General features: G+C 68.6%; 14 protein-coding genes. 5 read left to right on the top strand and 9 right to left on the bottom strand.

The window, feature by feature from the left end:
* The first annotated feature begins 146 nt into the window (after positions 1-146).
* Complete coding sequence (locus tag DTA15_RS01560; RefSeq protein ID WP_006489347.1) at positions 147-2,081, top strand: SurA N-terminal domain-containing protein; 1,935 nt, start codon at positions 147-149, stop codon at positions 2,079-2,081.
* Positions 2,082-2,155: 74 nt separating this feature from the next.
* Here DTA15_RS01560 and DTA15_RS01555 read toward each other — a convergent pair whose 3' ends face one another.
* A complete protein-coding gene (locus tag DTA15_RS01555) occupies positions 2,156-2,824 on the bottom strand; it encodes an arylesterase (protein ID WP_006489343.1) in 669 nt (222 codons plus the stop codon).
* On the opposite strand from DTA15_RS01555, the gene DTA15_RS01550 reads away from it, so the two are divergent.
* Positions 2,823-3,536, top strand: a complete 714-nt coding sequence (locus DTA15_RS01550; RefSeq protein ID WP_006489333.1) for an ABC transporter ATP-binding protein — start codon at positions 2,823-2,825, stop codon at positions 3,534-3,536. The genes DTA15_RS01555 and DTA15_RS01550 overlap by 2 nt on opposite strands.
* Positions 3,537-3,604: 68 nt before the next feature.
* Here the strand turns inward: DTA15_RS01550 and pgi are convergent, their stop codons facing one another.
* The 3 genes from pgi to DTA15_RS01535 all read right to left on the bottom strand — a co-directional run bounded on the left by pgi (position 3,605) and on the right by DTA15_RS01535 (position 8,237).
* Positions 3,605-5,227 carry a glucose-6-phosphate isomerase gene (pgi, locus tag DTA15_RS01545; RefSeq protein ID WP_006489351.1) on the bottom strand — a complete coding sequence of 541 codons (1,623 nt, stop codon included), beginning with the start codon at positions 5,225-5,227 and terminating at the stop codon, positions 3,605-3,607.
* A 111-nt stretch (positions 5,228-5,338) separates the two neighbouring features.
* Positions 5,339-6,883 (bottom strand): NAD(P)H-hydrate dehydratase, encoded by a 1,545-nt coding sequence (locus DTA15_RS01540; protein WP_012492676.1) that lies wholly within the window; start codon positions 6,881-6,883, stop codon positions 5,339-5,341.
* Positions 6,884-6,935: 52 nt separating this feature from the next.
* Positions 6,936-8,237, bottom strand: coding sequence for an FAD-dependent oxidoreductase (locus DTA15_RS01535; protein WP_006492783.1), 1,302 nt, complete (start codon positions 8,235-8,237; stop codon positions 6,936-6,938).
* A gap of 328 nt (positions 8,238-8,565) precedes the next feature.
* Between DTA15_RS01535 and purL the strand changes: the two genes are divergently transcribed.
* Together purL and DTA15_RS01525 are read left to right on the top strand one after the other, a co-directional pair.
* On the top strand, positions 8,566-12,630 hold the full coding sequence (gene purL / locus DTA15_RS01530) for a phosphoribosylformylglycinamidine synthase (protein ID WP_006483906.1): 4,065 nt from the start codon (positions 8,566-8,568) through the stop codon (positions 12,628-12,630).
* A gap of 5 nt (positions 12,631-12,635) precedes the next feature.
* A complete protein-coding gene (locus DTA15_RS01525) occupies positions 12,636-13,181 on the top strand; it encodes a GNAT family N-acetyltransferase (protein WP_006491849.1) in 546 nt (181 codons plus the stop codon).
* A gap of 172 nt (positions 13,182-13,353) precedes the next feature.
* Here the strand turns inward: DTA15_RS01525 and DTA15_RS01520 are convergent, their stop codons facing one another.
* The 5 genes from DTA15_RS01520 to DTA15_RS01500 all read right to left on the bottom strand — a co-directional run bounded on the left by DTA15_RS01520 (position 13,354) and on the right by DTA15_RS01500 (position 17,169).
* Positions 13,354-14,136, bottom strand: a complete 783-nt coding sequence (locus DTA15_RS01520) for a peptidylprolyl isomerase (protein WP_006483903.1) — start codon at positions 14,134-14,136, stop codon at positions 13,354-13,356.
* An 18-nt stretch (positions 14,137-14,154) separates the two neighbouring features.
* Positions 14,155-14,463 carry a BolA family protein gene (locus DTA15_RS01515; protein WP_006483904.1) on the bottom strand — a complete coding sequence of 103 codons (309 nt, stop codon included), beginning with the start codon at positions 14,461-14,463 and terminating at the stop codon, positions 14,155-14,157.
* Between the two features lies 1 nt (position 14,464).
* A complete protein-coding gene (locus DTA15_RS01510) occupies positions 14,465-14,995 on the bottom strand; it encodes a septation protein A (protein ID WP_006483893.1) in 531 nt (176 codons plus the stop codon).
* A gap of 129 nt (positions 14,996-15,124) precedes the next feature.
* Entirely contained in the window at positions 15,125-15,556 is a 432-nt protein-coding gene (gene msrB, locus DTA15_RS01505; RefSeq protein ID WP_006483891.1) for a peptide-methionine (R)-S-oxide reductase MsrB, read from the bottom strand.
* A gap of 44 nt (positions 15,557-15,600) precedes the next feature.
* Positions 15,601-17,169: a protein adenylyltransferase SelO gene (locus DTA15_RS01500; protein ID WP_006483899.1), complete on the bottom strand. Its 1,569-nt coding sequence runs from the start codon at positions 17,167-17,169 to the stop codon at positions 15,601-15,603.
* Between the two features lie 178 nt (positions 17,170-17,347).
* Here DTA15_RS01500 and DTA15_RS01495 point away from each other — a divergent pair, with 178 nt between their 5' ends.
* Positions 17,348-18,991: a 3-(methylthio)propionyl-CoA ligase gene (locus DTA15_RS01495; RefSeq protein ID WP_006483894.1), complete on the top strand. Its 1,644-nt coding sequence runs from the start codon at positions 17,348-17,350 to the stop codon at positions 18,989-18,991.
* Positions 18,992-19,154: the final 163 nt, after the last annotated feature.

Raw genomic sequence — 19,154 nt, 5'->3', positions numbered from 1 at the left:
CGTGAAGAAGCCCGTCTCTCGTGCCGGCTTTTTCATTTCTCGTGTCCCGTTGTCGCATCCCGCTCGCGCACGGTACGTCTGCGTTTTTTCCCGTCCCACCCCGTATGTTGTAATATCGGACGTTTTGTCCAATTTTCCCGTCACGCATGCTCGATTTCTTCCGTAATCACCAGCGCCTGATGATGGCGCTCCTGCTCCTGATCGTGTTGCCGGGGCTGGGTTTCGTCGGGATCCAAGGCTTCCGCGGCTTCTTCGACGACAGTGCGAACGTCGCGGCAGTCAACGGGCACAAGATCACGCGGGTCGAATTCGACGGCGCGTTTCGCCAGCAGATCGACCAGGCGCGCCAGGCGCTCGGCGGGCAGTTCGACATCAAGATGTTCGACACGCCCGAGCATCGCAAGCAGGTGCTCGACGGCCTGATCCAGCAACGCGTGCTGGCCGACGAGACGCAACGTCTGCACCTGACCGCCTCCGACAACGCCGTACGCGACGCGCTGATGAGCGACCCGATGATCGCGTCGCTGAAGAAGCCCGACGGATCGATCGACGTCGAACGCTATGCACAGCTGCTGTCGTTCCAGGGAATGACGCCCGAGCAGTACCAGGAGCGTGTGCGTTACAGCCTCGCGCTGCAGCAGATTCCGGCGAGCATCGTGTCGAGTGCGTTCACGCCGAAGAGCCTCGCGCAACGCCTGTCCGAACTCGCCGCGCAACAGCGTGAAGTGCAGGCGCTCGTGCTGAAGACGAGCGACTTCGCAGCGAAGGTGCAGCCGACCGACGCGCAGCTCACCGCGTACTACGACGCACACAAGCAGAGCTTCGCGACGCCGGAAACCGCGACGATCCAGTACCTCGTCTATTCGCCGGCCGCAGCGGCCGCGAGCGCGCAGCCGACCGAAGCGGACATCAAGAAGTTCTACGACGACAATCCGACGCACTTCCGTACCGAAGCGCAGGTGCGCGTGAGCCACATCTTCATCGCCGCGCCGGGCAGCGCCAGCGCGGCCGACAAGGCGGCCGCGAAAGCGAAGGCCGAGCAATTGCTCGCCGACGTGAAGGCGCATCCGGACCAGTTCGCGCAGATCGCGCAGAAGAGCTCGCAGGACGCGCCGTCGGCGGCGAAGGGCGGCGACCTCGGCTTCATCACGCGCGGCTCGACCGCGGGCGGCAAGGCGTTCGACGATGCCGCGTTCTCGCTCAAGCAGGGCGACGTGAGCGGTATCGTGCAGTCGGACCTCGGTTTCCACATCCTGAAGGCGACCGAAGTGAAGCCGGCGGTCGTCAAACCGTTCGCGGAAGTGAAGGACCAGATCGCGATCGACCTGAAGCAGCAGTACGCATCGAAGGCGTTCTCGGACAACGCGGAAGGGTTCACGTCGACCGTCTACGAAAAGGCGAAGACGCTGCAGCCGGCCGCGGACAAGTACAAGCTGACGATCCAGACGGCCACCGTCACGCCGACGCCGAATCCGCAACTGCCGCCGACGAGCCCGCTGAACAACGCGAAATTCCTCGCCGCCGTGTTCGCGAACGACTCGGTGAAGAACCAGAACAACACGCAGGCGATCGACGTCGGCAACAATACGTTGATCTCCGCGCGCGTGACCGACTACAAGCCGGCTGCCGTGCCCGCACTCGATGCGATCAAGGACGTCGTGCGCCAGAAGGTCATCGCCGAGCAGGCCGCGGAACTCGCGAAGAAGGATGGGGCGGCGAAGCTGGCCGAGCTGCAGAAGTCGAAGTCGACCGACGGCTTCGCGGCCGCGCAGAAGGTGTCGCGCACGCAATCGCAGGGCCTGACGCCGGCTGCGCTGAGCGCCGTCTACAAGGTCGATGCGAAGACGCTGCCGGCGTACGTCGGGGTCGATCTTGGTGCGGACGGTTATGCGATCTATCGCGTGAACGCGGTGATCCCGGGTTCGGCGGTCGATCCGCAGCAACTGGCGGCCGCGCAGCAGCAGATGGCGCAGGTCGACGCGCAAAGCGAAGGCGAGGCGTATCTCGCCGCGCTACGCGATCGCTCGAAGGTGAAGCTGTACGGCACGACGGCCAGCCAGCAGCAAGACGGCGACAACTGAACGTCGTTTCGCCCGCAACCATCAAAAAGCCCCGCTCGAAGCGGGGCTTTTTGTTTTCCGGTGCGCGGCTGCGGTCATCCGTGCGGCTTGCCGAGCAACGGTTTCAGCGCCGGCCACACGTTGTCGAGCAGAATGCCCTGGGCTTGCTGCGCGGGATGCATCTGGTCGGCCTGGAACATCTCCGGCTTGTTCTCGATACCGGCCAGCAGGAACGGTACGAGCGGCACGGCGAGGTCCTTCGACAGCCGCGTATAGACCGCGTGGAACTTCTGCGTGTAGTCGGGGCCGTAATTGGGCGGCACGTACATGCCGACCAGCACGACCTTCGCCCGCGCACGCTGCGCACTGGCGATGATGTCGCGCAGGTTCTGCTCGGTCGTCGCGAGCGGCACGCCGCGCAGCGCATCGTTCGAACCGAGTTCGACGACGACGATCGACGGCTTGAGTCGCTGCAGCACCGCGGGCAACCGTGCACGGCCGCCGCTCGTGGTGTCGCCGCTGACGCTGGCGTTCGCGACGCTATAATCGATTCGCTCGGTCGTGAGCCGTTGCCGCAGCAGTGCAACCCAGCCTGTGTCGCGCGGCAGTCCGTATTCGGCCGAGAGACTGTCGCCGAGCACGACGATCACGGGCTGGCTCGATGCCGACGCCGTCGCGGCGCGCGCAGGTACGGTGACGGCCAGCAGGGTGCCCAGCAGCGCGGCGGCCGCCGCGCGTCTTTTCCAGCGAAATGTCGTGTCCATGTTCAAGATTACCGATCCGATCATCGAAGTCCATGACGTGTGCAAGCGGGTTGCCGATGCAACGGGCGAGCTGACGATCCTCGACGGCATCACGCTCGCCGTGCAACCGGGCAGCAGCCTCGCGATCGTCGGCGCGTCGGGGTCGGGCAAATCGACGCTGCTCGGCCTGCTTGCGGGGTTGGACAGCGCGACGAGCGGCACGGTTCGCCTGCTCGGCCGCGCGCTCGACCAGCTCGACGAGGACGAGCGCGCGGCGCTGCGCAACGGCGCGGTCGGATTCGTGTTCCAGTCGTTCCAGTTGATGCCGCACCTGACGGCGCTCGAGAACGTGATGCTGCCGCTCGAACTGCAGGGCGGCATCAGCGCGCGCGAGGCGGCCGAGCGTGCCCGGGCGCTGCTCGTGCAGGTCGGTCTGGGCGAACGCACCACGCATTATCCGAAGCTGCTGTCGGGCGGCGAACAGCAGCGCGTCGCACTCGCACGCGCGTTCGTCACGCGTCCGGCGATCCTGTTCGCCGACGAGCCGACCGGCAGCCTCGACGCGGCCACCGGCCACGCGGTCATCGACCTGATGTTCGAACTGAACCGCACGCACGGCGCGACACTCGTGCTCGTCACACACGATGCCGAACTCGCACGCCGCTGTGCGACGACGGTGACGATCGACGCGGGGCGCATCGTCGCGCCGCACGCGGCATCGCGCAACGCGTGAAGGGTCGTGCGGGCCGCGCAACTGAGTGGCGCGGCCCGCACGGGCATGGGCGTTGATGCGTCAGTGCTTCAACGCTTGAGCGCCGCACGGGCGCGCTCGATCAGCGCGGTGGTCGACGAGTCGTGCTTCGCCGGGTCGACCGATTCGGCGGACAGGTCGGCTTCGACGACCTTGCCGAGAATCTTGCCGAGTTCGACGCCCCACTGGTCGAACGGATTGATGTCCCACACCGTCGCCTGCACCAGCACCTTGTGCTCGTAGAGCGCAATCAGCGCACCGAGCGCGCGCGGCGTCAGCGCATCGACGAGCAGCGTCGTGGTCGGGCGGTTGCCGGGGAACGTCAGGTGCGGCGCGAGCGCTTCCTTGCCGGGCCCGGCGACCTTGCGCGCTTCTTCGAGCGTGCGGCCGAGCATCAGCGCCTCGCTCTGCGCGAAGCAGTTCGCGAGCAGCTTCGGATGGTGGCTGGCGAGCGGATGCTCGGGCGTCAGCACCGCGATGAAGTCGATCGGCACGATCGTCGGCCCCTGGTGCAACATCTGGAAGAACGCATGCTGGCCGTTGGTGCCCGGCTCGCCCCACGTGACGGCCGACGTCGGATAGTCGACGAAGGTGCCGTCCAGCCGCGCGGATTTGCCGTTGCTCTCCATTTCGAGCTGCTGCAGGTACGACGGCAGGTAGTGCAGCGCTTCCGAATACGGCGCGACGAGATAGCTCTGCGAGCCGAAGAAATTCCGGTACCAGATGCCGATCAGGCCGAGCAGCACCGGCAGGTTGCGCTCGAGCGGCGCTTCGCGGAAGTGGCGGTCCATGTCGTTCGCGCCGGCCAGCAGCTCGTCGAACTGCTCCGGGCCGACCGCGATCATGATCGACAGGCCGACCGCCGACCACAGCGAATAGCGGCCGCCGACCCAATCCCACATTTCGAACACGTTGTCCGCGGCGATGCCGAACTTCACGACTTCGGCCGGGTTCGCCGACACGCCGACGAAGTGCTTCGCGAGCGCGTCCTCGGGGCAGCCGCGCGCGACGAACCAGTCGCGCAGCGAGCGTGCGTTCGTCATCGTCTCGAGCGTCGTGAAGGTCTTCGACACGATGATCGCGAGCGTTTCCTCGGGATCGACCTGTTCGAGCACGCGCGCGAGATCGGCGCCGTCGACGTTCGACACGAAGTGGGTCGAGATCTCGGGCGTTGCGACGTGGTGCAGCGCATGCACGACCATCTTCGGCCCGAGATCCGAGCCGCCGATGCCGATGTTGATCACGTGGCGGATCCGCTTGCCCGTATAGCCCGTCCACGTGCCGCTGCGCACGGCGCGCGCGAACGTCGCCATCTTCGCGCGCTCGGCGCTCACCTGCGCGTGGAACGGCGCTTGCGGGTCGGTCGCGCGCAGCGCGGTGTGCAGCGCGGCGCGGCCTTCGGTCGGGTTGACGATCTCGCCCGCGAACATCGCGTCGCGGCGCGCTTCGACGCCCGCGTCGCGCGCGAGTTGCACGAGCAGGCGCACCGTTTCGTCGTCGATGCGGTTCTTCGAGAAATCGGCCGCAAGACCGCCGCCCGGAATCGTGAAGCGTTCGGCGCGGGTCGGCGCGCGGTCGTTTTCCGGCGCGAACCAGTCGCGCAGCCGCGCGTGGCGGATCTGTTCGAAGTGGGATTGAAGGGCAGTCCAGGCGGGGAGCGATTTCAGCGTCATGACGGTTCGAGTGAAGCGTGAATCGGGAGGAATGCCGCGCCGGCTCATCGGGATCGGAAAGCCAGCGGACGAGAAGGCCCGCCGTGCGGCGGGGCAGTCAGTATAGCGGCGTTACGTGTCGGCGCGCGGCGACGGATAAAAAAGGCGATTGATCAGCGTGCGCACCATCGGCGCGAGCTCGCCCGCGGTGAGCCCGGCCGGGCCGGTGCCGTTCGCGGTCAGCGTGTCGGCCGCGAGGCCGTGCAGGTAGACGCCGGCCAGCGCGGCTTCGTATGGCGCGACCCGTTGCGCGAGCAGCGCGCCGATCAGGCCGCCGAGCACGTCGCCGGTGCCGCCGGTGGCGAGCGCCGCGTTGCCGGTCGGGTTGATCGCTACGCGTCCGTCGGGCGCGGCGATCACCGTGCCCGAGCCTTTCAGCACGACGATGCCGGCGTAACGGGCGGCGAGCGTCTGCGCGGCCGCGACGCGATCGCGCTGCACCGCGGCCGTGTCGCTGCCGTGCAGGCGCGCGGCTTCGAGCGGATGCGGCGTCAGCACGCACGGCTTGCCGCGTGCGCCGCGCGCGGCGACGGCGGCCGCGAGGTCCGCGTGCGTCGCGACGAGGTTCAGCGCGTCGGCATCGAGCAGCGTCGGGAGGTCGTGCGCGAGCACGTCGCGCACGAGCGTCGCCGCGGCCTCGCGCGTGCCGAGCCCGCAACCGGCCGCGATCGCGGTCATCGCGCCGAGGTCGAGCGTGTCGGCCGGATGCAGCATCAGTTCGGGGAACGGCGGGTCGTACGGCGGCGTGCCCGCGCCAAGGAAGCCGACGTGCACCTTGCCGGCGCCCGCGAACAGCGCGGCGCGGGCGGCGAGGATCGGCGCGCCGCACATGCCCGTGTCGCCGCCGAGCACCGCGAGGCTGCCGTACGTGCCCTTGTGGGACGCGAAGGCGCGCGCGGGCAGCGCCGCGGCGAACCGCGCGGGCGCATTCAGCACGATGGCCGGCGCGGCGGGCGGCGCGACGTCGAGCGACGCGACGTGGATCTCGCCGGCGAGATCGCGGCCGTCGCCCGTGTAGAGGCCGGGCTTCGCGCCGATGAAGGTGAGCGTGTGGGTGGCCGCGACGGCGACGCCCGCGCCGACGATCCGGCCCGTATCGCTGTCGAGCCCGCTCGGCACGTCGAGCGCGAGTACGCGGCCGCCGCTGCGCGCATGGGCGGCGATGCGTGCGGCCTGCTCCGCGAACGCGCCGTCGAGCGCACGGCCGAGACCGATGCCGAACAGCCCGTCGACGACCCACGCGTAGCCCTCCAGCGACGCGGGCGCGGTGGCCGACAACGGCACGCCGGCGGTGCGCGCGAGGCCCAGCGCCCATTGCGCGTCGTCCGGCTTGACCGGCACCGGCATCCACGCATGCGTGGCGACACCGAGCTGCTGGAGCTGCGCGGCGGCCACCAGCGCGTCGCCGCCGTTGTTGCCGGGGCCGACCGCGAACCAGACGGGGCGATCGTCGCCGGCGACGCGTTCGGACAGCCAGTGCGCGGCGCCGGCGCCGGCGCGGCCCATCAGCGTGTGCGGCGGCAGCGCGGCGGCGGCGTCGGCTTCGGCCGCGCGCAGGTCGGCGACGCGCAGCAGTGCGATCGGATCGGAATCGGGAAGCGGGCGGGTAACGGTCATCGCGGGATCGTGGCGGCGGGCAAGGAGGCCGCCACGGGTCGGCCCGCGGCGGTCAGGTCGTGAAGCGGCCGGCGCTCAGCGCGGCGAGCGTGTCGGCGGGCCAGTGCTGGACGTTGCCGCCCAGATAGTCGGTCACCACTTTAGCAGACCCGCACGCGAGGCCCCAGCCGGCCGGGCCATGGCCGAAATTGACGAACACGCGTGGGTGCGGGGTCGGACCCACGACGGGCAGGCCGTCCGGCGACAGCAGTTGCATGCCCCGCCACGGCAGGGCGGCGGAGATCTTGGCGGCGCCCGGCACCCAGTCATGGACGGCCTGGCCGAGCAGCGCGAGCGCGGCCTCGGACAACGGCTCGGCAAGCGGTTTCGCGGTATCGGCGACGCTCTGCAGCACGGCGGCGCCGCCGACGCGCAGCCGCTGGTGGGTGCGCGTGATCGAGATCCGCTTGATCGAATCGACGACGCAAAGGTGCGGCGAGTGTTCTTCGTACGCGACCGGTGCGGTGAGCGTATGGACGCGCGCGGGGTGCAGCGGCAGGCGCCAGCCGAGCCGTTCGAGCAGCGGGAGGCTGCCCGCGCCGGCGGCGACCACGATCGCGTCCGCGGAAATCACGTCGACCTCGCGCGCCTGCGCCGCGCGCCGGTTGCCCGGCGGCACGAGCTCGACCGCGGCGCGGCCACTGTCGACGCGGATCGCGGCGACGTCCGCGCCGAACCGGAACTGCACGCCGTGCTCGTCCAGCGTCTGCTTGATCAGTTTCGCGAACAGCGGGCAATTGCCGGTGCGCTCGGTTTCGAGCAGCACGCCGCCGGCAAAGCCGGGTTCGGCCGGCACCGACGGTTCGAGCGCCGCACATTCGTCGGCGGTGAGGGTGCGGTACGGCTGGTCGAGCGTGCGCAGCAGGTCGAGCGCCGGTTGCAGCGCATCCCAGTCGCGCGGATCGCGCACGACGTGCAGGATGCCGGGTTTCTGTTCGAATTCGAGCTCGAGACGCGCGTCGATATCGGCGAGCGCGTCGCGCGACGCGTCGATCAGCGGACGCAGCCGTGCGTACTGCGCGGCGAACGCGTCGGGCTCGCGCAGCGTGCCGAGCTGCTTGACGAAGCGGCGCACGCCGCCGTTGAAGCCCGGCTTGTAGACGATGCCGCTGTCGCGCGGCTGGCGCTGGCGCATGAAAGTCGGGCCGAACCAGACGTCGAGCGGGCTCGGCAGCAGCGCGCCGCCGTCGCCGTAGGTCGCACCTTGCGCGACGGTCGCGTGGCGTTCGACCACGCACACGCGATGGCCGGCCGCGCGCAGCTGGTAGGCGGTGGCGACGCCGCTGATTCCGCCGCCGATGACGATGACATCCATGGAGTGCTTCGATGACGGGCGGCGCGCACGCCGCCCGGTGAGAATTCGCTGAGGGCCGGGCCCGGTGAACCCGGAATGATAGCGCCAAAAGTGCGCGAGCCGGCGCCGGCCGAGCATGGGTCGTGCGGTCGGGCCACGGCGGCGGGCATCCTGGGCCCGCGCAGGCCGGCCCGGCGGGCGGCCGTGCGCGCCACGCGTCCCGGCACCGTCGCGGTGCATGCGGACTACCGATCGGCCGGTCTTGGGCGGCCGACTTCCGGGTATAATTACGGCCTTCCTTTCGCCCCACGTCGCCACCTCGCGCGACTCATCGACGTCAGTCCAGCCCATGGCTCACTTCTCGTGTTTTCCCGGCGCTTCGGCCCTCTCCGATTTCCGTCAAACCCGTCTGCTCGATACGCTCAGGCAAATCGACGCCAACATCGTCGCGGTGCGCGGCCAGTTCCTGCACTTCGTCAATGCGGCCGAGCCGCTGTCGGCCGACGACAGCGCGCGCATCGATGCGCTGATGCACTACGGCGAGCCGTTCCAGCCGGCGGGCGAGAAGGGCACGACCGAGACCTTCGTCGTGCTGCCGCGCTTCGGCACGGTCTCGCCGTGGGCGAGCAAGGCGACCGACATCGCGCAGCACTGCGGCCTCACGCAGGTGCGCCGCATCGAGCGCGGCGTCGAATTCACGGTCACGCTGAAGTCGGGCCTGCTCGGCGGCAAGAAGGCGCTGTCGGACGACGCGCGCGCGGCCGTCGCGGCCGCGCTGCATGACCGGATGACCGAAAGCGTGATCGCGGCGCGCGACGACGCGAAGCACCTGTTCGACGAACTGCCGGCCAAGCCGCTGTCGACCGTCGACGTGCTGGGCGTCGGCCGCGGCGCGCTGGAGCGCGCGAACGTCGAGCTGGGCCTCGCGCTCGCCGACGACGAGATCGACTATCTGGTCGACGCGTTCCGCAAGCTCGAACGCAACCCGACCGACGTCGAACTGATGATGTTCGCGCAGGCGAACAGCGAGCACTGCCGCCACAAGATCTTCAACGCGCAGTGGACGATCGACGGCGAAGCGCAGGACATGTCGCTGTTCGCGATGATCCGCAACACCGAGAAGCTGAGCCCGCAGGGCACGATCGTCGCGTATTCGGACAACTCGTCGATCATGGTCGGCGCCGAGGCCGAGCGCTGGTTCCCGCGCAAGGCCGGTGCGCCCGGCGAGCCGGGCGAGCGCTACGGCCGCCACACCGAACTCACGCACACGCTGATGAAGGTCGAGACGCACAACCACCCGACGGCGATTTCGCCGTTCCCGGGGGCGGCGACCGGCGCGGGCGGCGAGATTCGCGACGAAGGCGCGACGGGCCGCGGTGCGCGCCCGAAGGCCGGCCTCACGGGCTTCACCGTGTCGAACCTCGACCTGCCGGACGCCCGCCAGCCGTGGGAAAACGCGCGCGACGCCGCGCAGCCGGTGGCCGAGCGCAACCCGAACGAGCAGCACGGCCCGTACGGCCGCCCGGACCGCATCGCGTCGCCGCTGCAGATCATGATCGACGGGCCGCTCGGCGGCGCCGCCTTCAACAACGAATTCGGCCGCCCGAACCTCGGCGGCTACTTCCGCGTGTACGAGCAGAACGTCGGCGGCACGGTGCACGGCTATCACAAGCCGATCATGATCGCGGGCGGCCTCGGCAACATCGCGGATCAGCACACGCACAAGCACGACGTGCCGGCGGGCTCGCTGCTGATCCAGATCGGCGGCCCCGGCATGCGGATCGGCATGGGCGGCGGTGCCGCGAGCTCGATGGCGACCGGCGCGAACACGGCCGAACTCGACTTCGACTCGGTGCAGCGCGGCAACCCGGAAATCGAGCGGCGCGCGCAGGAAGTGATCAACGGCTGCTGGCAGCTCGGCGCGGAAAACCCGATCCTGAGCATCCACGACGTCGGCGCGGGCGGCCTGTCGAACGCATTCCCCGAAATCGTCGACGGCGCGGGCAAGGGCGCGCGCTTCGAACTGCGCAAGGTCGCGCTCGAGGAATCGGGCCTGTCGCCGCGCGAAATCTGGTCGAACGAGGCGCAGGAGCGCTACGTGCTGGCGATCGCGCCGGCCGACCTGCCGCGCTTCGAGGCGATCTGCGCGCGCGAGCGCTGCCCGTTCGCGGTGGTCGGTGTCGCGACCGACGAACGCCAGCTGAAGCTCGTCGACGACGAAGCGACGGGCGCCGACGAATACCCGGTCGACATGCCGATGGAAGTGCTGCTCGGCAAGCCGCCGCGCATGCACCGCGACGTCACGCGCGTGAACACCGAGCGTGCGCCGGTCGACGTGACCGGCATCGCGCTGTCGGCGGTCGCGCTCGACGTGCTGAAGCACCCGACGGTCGGCAGCAAGTCGTTTCTGATCACGATCGGCGACCGTTCGGTCGGCGGTACGTCGGTGCGCGACCAGATGGTCGGCCCGTGGCAGGTGCCGGTCGCCGACTGCGCGATCACCGCGCTCGACTACGCGGGCTTCAAGGGCGAGGCGATGACGATGGCCGAGCGCACGCCGCTCGCCGTGATCGATGCACCGGCATCGGGCCGCATGGCCGTCGGCGAAGCGATCACGAACATCGCGAGCGCGCCGATCGCGTCGCTCGACAAGTTGAAGCTGTCCGCGAACTGGATGGCCGCGTGCGGCACGGCCGGCGAAGACGCCGCGCTGTTCGACACGGTCAAGGCGATCGGCATGGAGCTGTGCCCGGCGCTCGGGATCGGCATCCCGGTCGGCAAGGATTCGCTGTCGATGAAGACGAAGTGGGACGAGCAGGGCGTCGCGAAGGAAGTGGTGTCGCCGGTGTCGCTGATCATCTCCGCGTTCGCGCCGGTCGAGGACGTGCGCCGCCATCTCACGCCGCAACTGCGCCGCGTGGCGGATGCGGGCGACAGCGTGCTGATCGCGATCGACCTCGGCCGCGGCAAGAACCGGATGGGCGGCAGCATCTTCGCGCAGGTCACGCAGCAGGTCGGCGACACGACGCCGGACGTCGACGACGCGGAAGACCTGAAGCGCTTCTTCAACGCGATCCAGTCGCTCAATGCGCAGGACAAGCTGCTCGCGTACCACGACCGCTCGGACGGCGGCCTGTGGGCGACCGTGTGCGAAATGGCGTTCGCGGGCCACGCGGGCGTATCGCTGAACGTCGACATGCTGACGCTCGACCCGAACCACGAATCCGACTACGGCGACGCGAAGGACTGGGCGAAGCAGACGAGCGGCCGTCGCGACGACCGCACGCTGCGCGCGCTGTTCTCCGAAGAGCTTGGCGCCGTCGTGCAGGTGCGCGCGTCCGACCGCGACGCGGTGCTCGGCGCGCTGCGCGAATTCGGCCTGTCGACGTGCTCGCACGTGATCGGCTCGGTCAACGATCGCGACGTGATCGAGGTGTACCGTGACGCGAAGAAGATCTTCGACGCGCCGCGTACCGAGCTCCATCGCGCCTGGAGCGAAGTGAGCTGGCGCATCGCGCGCCTGCGTGACAACCCCGCCTGCGCGGATGCCGAATACGACGCGCTGCTCGACGCGGCCGACCCGGGCCTCTCGCCGGTGCTCACGTTCGATCCGGCCGACGACATCGCCGCGCCGTTCATCGCGACGGGCGCACGGCCGCGCGTCGCGATCCTGCGCGAGCAGGGCGTGAATTCGCATCTGGAAACGGCGTATGCGTTCGACCGCGCCGGCTTCGATGCGCACGACGTGCACATGAGCGACCTGCTCGCGGGCCGCGCGACGCTGGCCGATTTCGCGGGTGCGGTCGCGTGCGGCGGCTTCTCGTACGGCGACGTGCTGGGCGCGGGCGAAGGCTGGGCGAAGACGATCCGTTTCAACGCGAACCTCGCCGACATGTTCTCGGCCTTCTTTGCGCGTTCCGATACGTTCGCCCTCGGTATCTGCAATGGCTGCCAGATGCTGTCGAGCATCGCGTCGATGATCCCGGGCGCGCAAGCGTGGCCGAAGTTCACGCGCAACAAGTCCGAGCAGTTCGAGGCGCGTTTCTCGTTCGTCGAAGTGGAGAAATCGCCGTCGATCTTCTTCGCGGGAATGGAAGGCTCGCGGATTCCGGTCGCGGTCGCGCACGGCGAAGGCTATGCGGACTTCTCGCAGCAAGGCGACATCGACCGTGTCGCGGTCGCGATGCGTTACGTCGACCACCGCGGCGAAGCGACCGAGCGCTATCCGTTCAACCCGAACGGGTCGCCCGCCGGCATCACGTCGGTCACGACGGCTGACGGCCGCTTCTCGGTGCTGATGCCGCACATGGAGCGCGTGCATCGTACGGTGACGATGAGCTGGCACCCGGAAGGCTGGGGTGACGCGAGCCCGTGGATGCGGGTGTTCCGCAACGCACGTCGCTGGATCGGCTGATCCGGATGATGTTCGACCCGAACGCGCCGGTCGAGGTCGTCACGCTGCGTGACGAGCGTGCGAGCGAGGCCGACGCGATCGGCCGCGTGATCCGTGCGGCGTTCGCGGGCGAGCCGCAGGGCGGCGCGTTCGAGCAGCGCATCGTCGACACGCTGCGCGCGGACGGTGCGCTGAGCGTATCGCTCGTCGCGGAGCGCGACGGGCGCATCGTCGGGTACGTCGCGTTCTCGCCGGTCGCGATCGGCGGCGAGCCGGCCGGCAGTCAGCAGTGGTACGGGCTCGCGCCGCTCGCGGTGCGGCCCGATTGCCAGCGGCAGAGCATCGGCGCGGGGCTCGTGCGCACGGGGCTCGACGCATTGCGCCGGCTCGGCGCGCGTGGCTGCGTGGTGCTCGGCGAGCCGGCGTATTACGCGCGTTTCGGATTCGAACCGCACGGCGACATCGTGTTTGCGGGCGTGCCGGCCGAGTATTTCCTCGCGCTGTCGCTCGATGATTCCGCGCCGCTGCCGGCAGGCGACGTGCGTTACCACGACGTGTTTTATCCCGCGTAGCGAACGCTGCGGGCGGGTGACGCCTGGCACAATAAAAAACCGCTCCTCGGAGCGGTTTTTTATTGTGCGTCGGCTAAGCCCCATCGCATCGCGGCACCCCTGTTCGTGCGCGCCAAAAGAAAAAGCCGCTCCGAAGAGCGGCTGATCGATGCGCGTGTGACGCGCGCCGGCGTTACTGGATCTTGGCCTGCTGGCGCAGACCTTCCTCGAACGCCTGCAGCTTCTGCTGCACGAGCTGCTGCGCGATCTGCGCCTTCACCTGGTCGAACGGCGGCGGCGCGATGTCGCGGATGTCGTCGACGCGAATGATGTGCCAGCCGAACTGCGTCTTCACCGGCGTGTCGGTCATCTGGCCTTTCTGCAGCTTCTGCGCGGCCGCCGCGAATTCCGGCACGTACGCCTTCGGATCGGACCAGTCGAGATCGCCGCCGTTCTTGCCCGAGCCCGGATCCTTCGAGTATTGCTTCGCGAGATCCTCGAACTTCGCGCCGCCCTTGATCTTCGCGATCAGGTCCTTCGCCTGCTGCTCGTTGTCGACGAGGATGTGGTGCAGGTGATACTCGCGGTTGCCGCCCACGCCCTTGACGAGCTCGTCGTAGCGCGCCTTCACTTCGGCGTCGGTCGGCTGGTTCTTCTTCAGGAAGCCCTCGATCATCGAGCGCAGCACGACGGTCTGCTGCGCGACGGCGACTTGCGCCTTTACGTCCGGACGGTTCGGGATGCCTTCGCGAATCGCTTCCTGCATCAGGATTTCGCGGTTCACGAGCTCCTGGCGCACGGCCTGCTGCAGTTGCGGGCCGTCGGTCTGGCCTTGCTGGACCAGCTGCGCGACCATCGCGTCGGCGCGCGACTTCGGAATCGGCGTGCCGTTGACGACGGCGATGTTCTGGGCGAATGCCGGTGCTGCTGCAAATGCAGCCGCCGCGACCCACAGGCGGGGGGATGTCAGGATCATCGGGAATTCCTAATGAGACTAGATTGAAGATTCGTTGAATTCTTCGGGCGTGTAAGCCACGATCGCGAGCGCGTGAATGCCGCGCTGCATCGCATCAGCGAGCGCATCATACACCAGCCGGTGCCGCGCGACGCGCGGCTTGCCCGCGAACGCGGACGACACGATCGTGACCGTGAAGTGGCCGCCGGCGGCCGCGCCGGCGTGGCCTGCGTGCTGCGCGCTGTCGTCGCGCACGGTGAGCGACAGCGGCGCGAGCGACGCGGTGAGGCGCGCTTCGATCAGCGCGATGCGTTCGTCGGCGGAGGCGTGGAGAAAGGCGTCGGTCATGTCACTCGTCCTTCAGGTACTTCGTGAGCCACAGGCTCTGCAGGATGATGAATACGACCATCGCGCCCGTCGTCCCGAACAGCTTGAAGTTCACCCATTGCGATTCGGTGAAGTTGTGCACCACGTACAGGTTCGCGACGCCGAGCACCGCGAAGAACAGCGCCCATGCGAGGTTCAGCTTGTCCCACACGGGGGACGGCAGCGTGAGCTGCTTGCCCATCATCTTCTCGATCAGGTTCTTGCTGAACGCATAACGCGCGGCGAGCAACCCGATCGCAAACAGCCAGTACAGCACAGTCGGTTTCCATTGAATGAATTTCTCGTCATGCAGGACGAGGGTGGCGCCACCGAACACGACGATCACGCCGAGGCTGACCCACAGCATCGTGTCGACCTTCCGGTGCCGGAAGGCGACCCATGCGACCTGGGCCAGCGTCGCGACGATCGCGACGGCGGTGGCGGTAAAGATGCCCCAGACCTTGAAGGCGACAAAAAACAGGATGATCGGAAACAGATCGAACAGGAATTTCATGGCGCTCGCAGCTGCGTGACGGGCCGCGGGCGCGGCCTGTCACCGTTGTAGGGACCCGCCAGGCATCGCCGTCGCGGATCGGGGCGGCCAGCCCGGGGCTGGCTGCCGCGGCGATCCGCCCGGCGCCGCTCATTCGTTTTCGGGTCGGGACTCGAAGTTTAACGCAGCCGAATTGATGCAGTACCGCAAACCGGTCTTGTCGCGCGGGCCGTCCTCGAAGACGTGGCCCAGATGCGCGCCGCAGTGGTTGCAGCGCACCTCGACGCGCACCATTCCGTGCGAGTAGTCGATCTTCTCGTCGATCACCTCGCCGTTGAGCGGCTTGAAGTAGCTGGGCCAGCCGCAGCCCGAGTGGAACTTGGCGCCGGATTCGAACAGCGGCGTGCTGCAGACGACGCACTTGTAGATGCCGGCATCCTCGGTGTCGGTGTATTCGCCGGTGAACGCGCGCTCGGTCGCCGCGTGCTGCGTGACCTCGTACTGCATCGGCGTGAGCCGGCGGCGCAGCTCGGCGTCGTCTTTCTGGTACGGGAAGGTCTTGTCGTCGGAATCGTGGGACATGGGGGTTCTCCTGATCGGTCGGTCGAGATGCGCGGGTTGCGGGCTCAGGACGAGCAGCTCACTTCGAGCGAGCCGGCCCAGTCGGGCGGCAACGCCGCATACGCTTCATGCTCCGGTTGTTCGTCGAACGGGCGGCGCAGGATCTGCGCGAGCCGCTCGACTTCCGAAAAATCCTTTTCCTTCGCGCGCCGGATCGCGACTTCGGCCAGATGGTTGCGAAGCACGTATTTGGGGTTCGCGCGGTTCATTGCAACCGCGCGTGCCGCGTCGTCGCGCGTTTCCTCGGACAGCCGCGCGCGATAGAGGTTCGCCCATGCGTCGAACGCTTCACGGTCGATGAAGAGGTCGCGCACGGGCGCGTCGCGGCTCGCGTCGTGCTTCGAGATCTGCGCGAGCCGGCGGAACGTCAGCGTGAAATCCGCGTGGCTCGCATGCATCGTCTCGAGCAGCTTGTTCGCGAGTTCGGCGTCGCCCTCGCGCTCGAGCGCGAGGCCGAGCTTCGCGCGCATCGCGCGTTCGAGCGCGGGGCCGAAGCGCTCCGGAAACTTCGCGAGTACGGCCTGGGCGTCGTCCACCGCGCGCTCGGCGCGCGCATCGTCGTCGGCGATGCCGTGCTGCAGCCCGATCAGCGGCAGCAGCGCCTGCGCGAGGCAGTAGCAGTTCCAGTGCGCGATGCGCGGCTGCATCCGGTACGCATAGCGGCCGCCGGTATCGGAGTGGTTGCAGATATGGTTCGCATCGAACGCGTCGACGAAGCCGAACGGACCGTAGTCGATCGTCACGCCGAGGATCGACATGTTGTCGGTGTTCATCACGCCGTGGCAGAAACCGACGGCCTGCCATTGCGCGACGAGGTCGGCCGTGCGCAGCGTCGCGGCCTCGAGCAGCGCGAGGTACGGATCGTCCGCGTCGCGGCAGGCCGGATGGAAGCGGTCGATCACGTGATCGGCAAGCTGGCGCAGCAGGTCGGGGCGATCGTTCGAGAAGAAGTGCTCGAAGTGGCCGAAGCGCACGAAGCTTTCCGACACGCGCGTGACGACGGCCGCCGTCTCGATCTCCTCGCGCACCACCGGCTGGTCGGAGCCGATCACCGTCAGCGCGCGCGTGGTCGGGATGCCGAGGTGATGCATCGCTTCCGAGCACAGGAATTCTCGGATCGACGAGCGCAGCACCGCGCGGCCGTCGCCCATCCGCGAATACGGCGTGCGGCCGCCGCCCTTGAGCTGCAGTTCGTAGCGCCGGCCGTCGGTTCCGGGCAATTCGCCGATCGTCAGCGCGCGGCCGTCGCCGAGCTGGCCGGCCCACACGCCGAACTGGTGGCCGGAATAGACCGACGCATACGGCATCGCGTTCGCGGGCCAGTCGCGCGTCGGGTTGCCGGTGAACAGCTCGGCGAAGCCGGGCTGCGCGGCGAGCGTGGGCGGCAGATCGAGCAGTTGCGCGACTTCGTCGGAAAAGCCGACGACGTACGGCGCGGCAAGCGGCGCGGCCGGCAGCCGCGTATGAAACGCGTCGCCGAGCGTGACGAACGCGCCCTCGGCGGGCGTGCCGAGCGTCGCGGCGAGGTCGGGCAGGGTGTCAGCCGCATCGGCTGCGCTTCGGGAAAACGACATGTTGAGCGCCTCTGGGTAAGCCGATATTGTAAGGCGGCGCCGCGCCGCCCGCATGGCGGCCCGCGCACCGTGCGCCACGCCCGTCCGGGGCCGCTGACGGGCGCATACCAGGGCTGCTTCGCTACGGAAACAGCCCCCAGGCTGGTCACCGATTCGCATCCTCAGGGAGAACAAGACGATGGGTAAGCCGTTGCTGGGCCAGATGATGGATGTGCCGTTGCTCGTGTCGTCGCTGATTTCGCATGCCGCGCGGCACGCCGGCGACACGGAGATCGTGTCGAAGCGCGTGGAAGGCGACCTGCATCGCTACACGTACCGCGATTGCGAACGCCGCGCGAAGCAGCTGGCGCAGGCGCTGGCGCGGCTCGGCGTCGAAACCGGCGACCGCGTCGGCACGCTGGCGTGGAACGGCTACCGGCATCTGGAAGCGTATTACGGGATCGGCGGGATGGGCGCCGTGTGCCACACGATCAATCCGCGCCTGTTTCCCGAACAGATCGCGTACATCGTCAATCACGCGGAAGACCGCTACGTGCTGTTCGACATCAATTTCGCGCCGCTGGTCGACGCGATCGCGCCGCAATGCCCGCACGTGAAGGGCTGGATCGCGATGACGGACGCCGCGCACCTGCCGTCCGCCGCCACGCCGCTGCTCTGCTACGAAACGCTCGTCGAAGCGGAAGACGGCCACTACGACTGGCCGCGCCTCGACGAGCAGCAGGCGTCGGGGCTCTGCTACACGTCCGGCACGACAGGCAACCCGAAGGGCGTGCTGTATTCGAATCGTTCGACCGTGCTGCATGCGTACGGCGCCGCGCTGCCCGACGCGATGAACCTGTCCGCGATGGACGCCGTGCTGCCCGTCGTGCCGATGTTCCACGTCAACGCATGGGGGCTGCCGTACGCGGTGCCGCTGACGGGCGGCAAGCTGGTGCTGCCGGGCAAGGATCTCGACGGGAAATCGCTGTACGAGCTGATGGAGGCCGAGCGCGTGACGTTTTCCGCGGGCGTGCCGACCGTGTGGCTCGGGCTGCTGAACTACATGCGCGAAGCCGGTGTCCGTTTCTCGACGCTGAACCGCACGGTGATCGGCGGCTCCGCGTGCCCGCCCGCGATGCTGCGCACGTTCGAGGACGAATACGGCGTACGCGTGATTCATGCGTGGGGGATGACCGAACTGTCGCCGCTCGGTACGCTCGCGAAGCTCAACTGGGCGCAGTCGCAGCGGCCGCTCGACGCGCAGCGCCGGCTGCTCGAGAAGCAGGGGCGCGTGATCTGCGGCGTCGACATGCGCATCGTCGGCGACGATGGCCGCGAGCTGCCGTGGGACGGCGTCGCGTTCGGCGAACTGCAGGTGCGCGGGCCGTGGGTGATCGACCACTACTTTCGCGGCGACGCGTCGCCGCTCGCGGACGGCTGGTTCCCGACCGGTGACGTCGCGACGATCGACCCCGACGGCTTCTTGCAGATCACCGACCGCAGCAAGGACGTGATCAAGTCGGGCGGCGAGTGGATCAGCTCGATCGACATCGAGAACGTCGCGATCGCGCATCCGGGCGTGGCCGAGGCCGCCTGCATCGCCTGCGCGCATCCGAAATGGACCGAGCGGCCGCTGCTCGTCGTGGTGCCGCGCGAAGGCGCGAACCTGAGCCGCGACACGCTGCTCGCGTTCTACGAGGGCAAGGTCGCGAAATGGTGGATTCCCGACGACGTCGTGTTCGTCGAATCGCTGCCGCACACCGCGACCGGCAAGCTGCAGAAGCTGAAGCTGCGCGAGACGTTCCGCGACTACGTGTTGCCGACGGCGGTGTGCGAGCCGTAAGCCCCGAGTCGGGCCGGCGCCGGCCCGCGAACGGTCGCCCGACGCCGGTCGCCCGCTGCCGGTCGCCCGCTGCCGGTCGCCCGCTGCCGGTCGCCCGCTGCCGGTCGCCCGATCCGTCCCCGGATCGGGAACAAAATTCAAATTGAACGACCGTGCTTTTTCG

Origin of the sequence: Burkholderia cenocepacia, assembly GCF_900446215.1 — a bacterium.
GTDB classification, from domain to species: Bacteria; Pseudomonadota; Gammaproteobacteria; order Burkholderiales; family Burkholderiaceae; genus Burkholderia; species Burkholderia cenocepacia.
Note: the sequence above shows the minus strand (reverse complement) of the source record. Positions and strands in the feature narration are given on the sequence as shown.

What these genes read in the sequence shown, in the direction of transcription:
- DTA15_RS01525 (WP_006491849.1), top strand. Translation starts at nt 12,636, where the DNA reads ATGATGTTCGACCCGAACGCGCCGGTCGAGGTCGTCACGCTGCGTGAC.
- purL (WP_006483906.1), top strand. Translation starts at nt 8,566, where the DNA reads ATGGCTCACTTCTCGTGTTTTCCCGGCGCTTCGGCCCTCTCCGATTTC.
- DTA15_RS01555 (WP_006489343.1), bottom strand. Translation starts at nt 2,824, where the DNA reads ATGGACACGACATTTCGCTGGAAAAGACGCGCGGCGGCCGCCGCGCTG.
- DTA15_RS01510 (WP_006483893.1), bottom strand. Translation starts at nt 14,995, where the DNA reads ATGAAATTCCTGTTCGATCTGTTTCCGATCATCCTGTTTTTTGTCGCC.
- DTA15_RS01550 (WP_006489333.1), top strand. Translation starts at nt 2,823, where the DNA reads ATGTTCAAGATTACCGATCCGATCATCGAAGTCCATGACGTGTGCAAG.
- DTA15_RS01520 (WP_006483903.1), bottom strand. Translation starts at nt 14,136, where the DNA reads ATGATCCTGACATCCCCCCGCCTGTGGGTCGCGGCGGCTGCATTTGCA.
- DTA15_RS01560 (WP_006489347.1), top strand. Translation starts at nt 147, where the DNA reads ATGCTCGATTTCTTCCGTAATCACCAGCGCCTGATGATGGCGCTCCTG.
- DTA15_RS01540 (WP_012492676.1), bottom strand. Translation starts at nt 6,883, where the DNA reads ATGACCGTTACCCGCCCGCTTCCCGATTCCGATCCGATCGCACTGCTG.
- DTA15_RS01500 (WP_006483899.1), bottom strand. Translation starts at nt 17,169, where the DNA reads ATGTCGTTTTCCCGAAGCGCAGCCGATGCGGCTGACACCCTGCCCGAC.
- DTA15_RS01535 (WP_006492783.1), bottom strand. Translation starts at nt 8,237, where the DNA reads ATGGATGTCATCGTCATCGGCGGCGGAATCAGCGGCGTCGCCACCGCC.
- msrB (WP_006483891.1), bottom strand. Translation starts at nt 15,556, where the DNA reads ATGTCCCACGATTCCGACGACAAGACCTTCCCGTACCAGAAAGACGAC.
- pgi (WP_006489351.1), bottom strand. Translation starts at nt 5,227, where the DNA reads ATGACGCTGAAATCGCTCCCCGCCTGGACTGCCCTTCAATCCCACTTC.
- DTA15_RS01515 (WP_006483904.1), bottom strand. Translation starts at nt 14,463, where the DNA reads ATGACCGACGCCTTTCTCCACGCCTCCGCCGACGAACGCATCGCGCTG.
- DTA15_RS01495 (WP_006483894.1), top strand. Translation starts at nt 17,348, where the DNA reads ATGGGTAAGCCGTTGCTGGGCCAGATGATGGATGTGCCGTTGCTCGTG.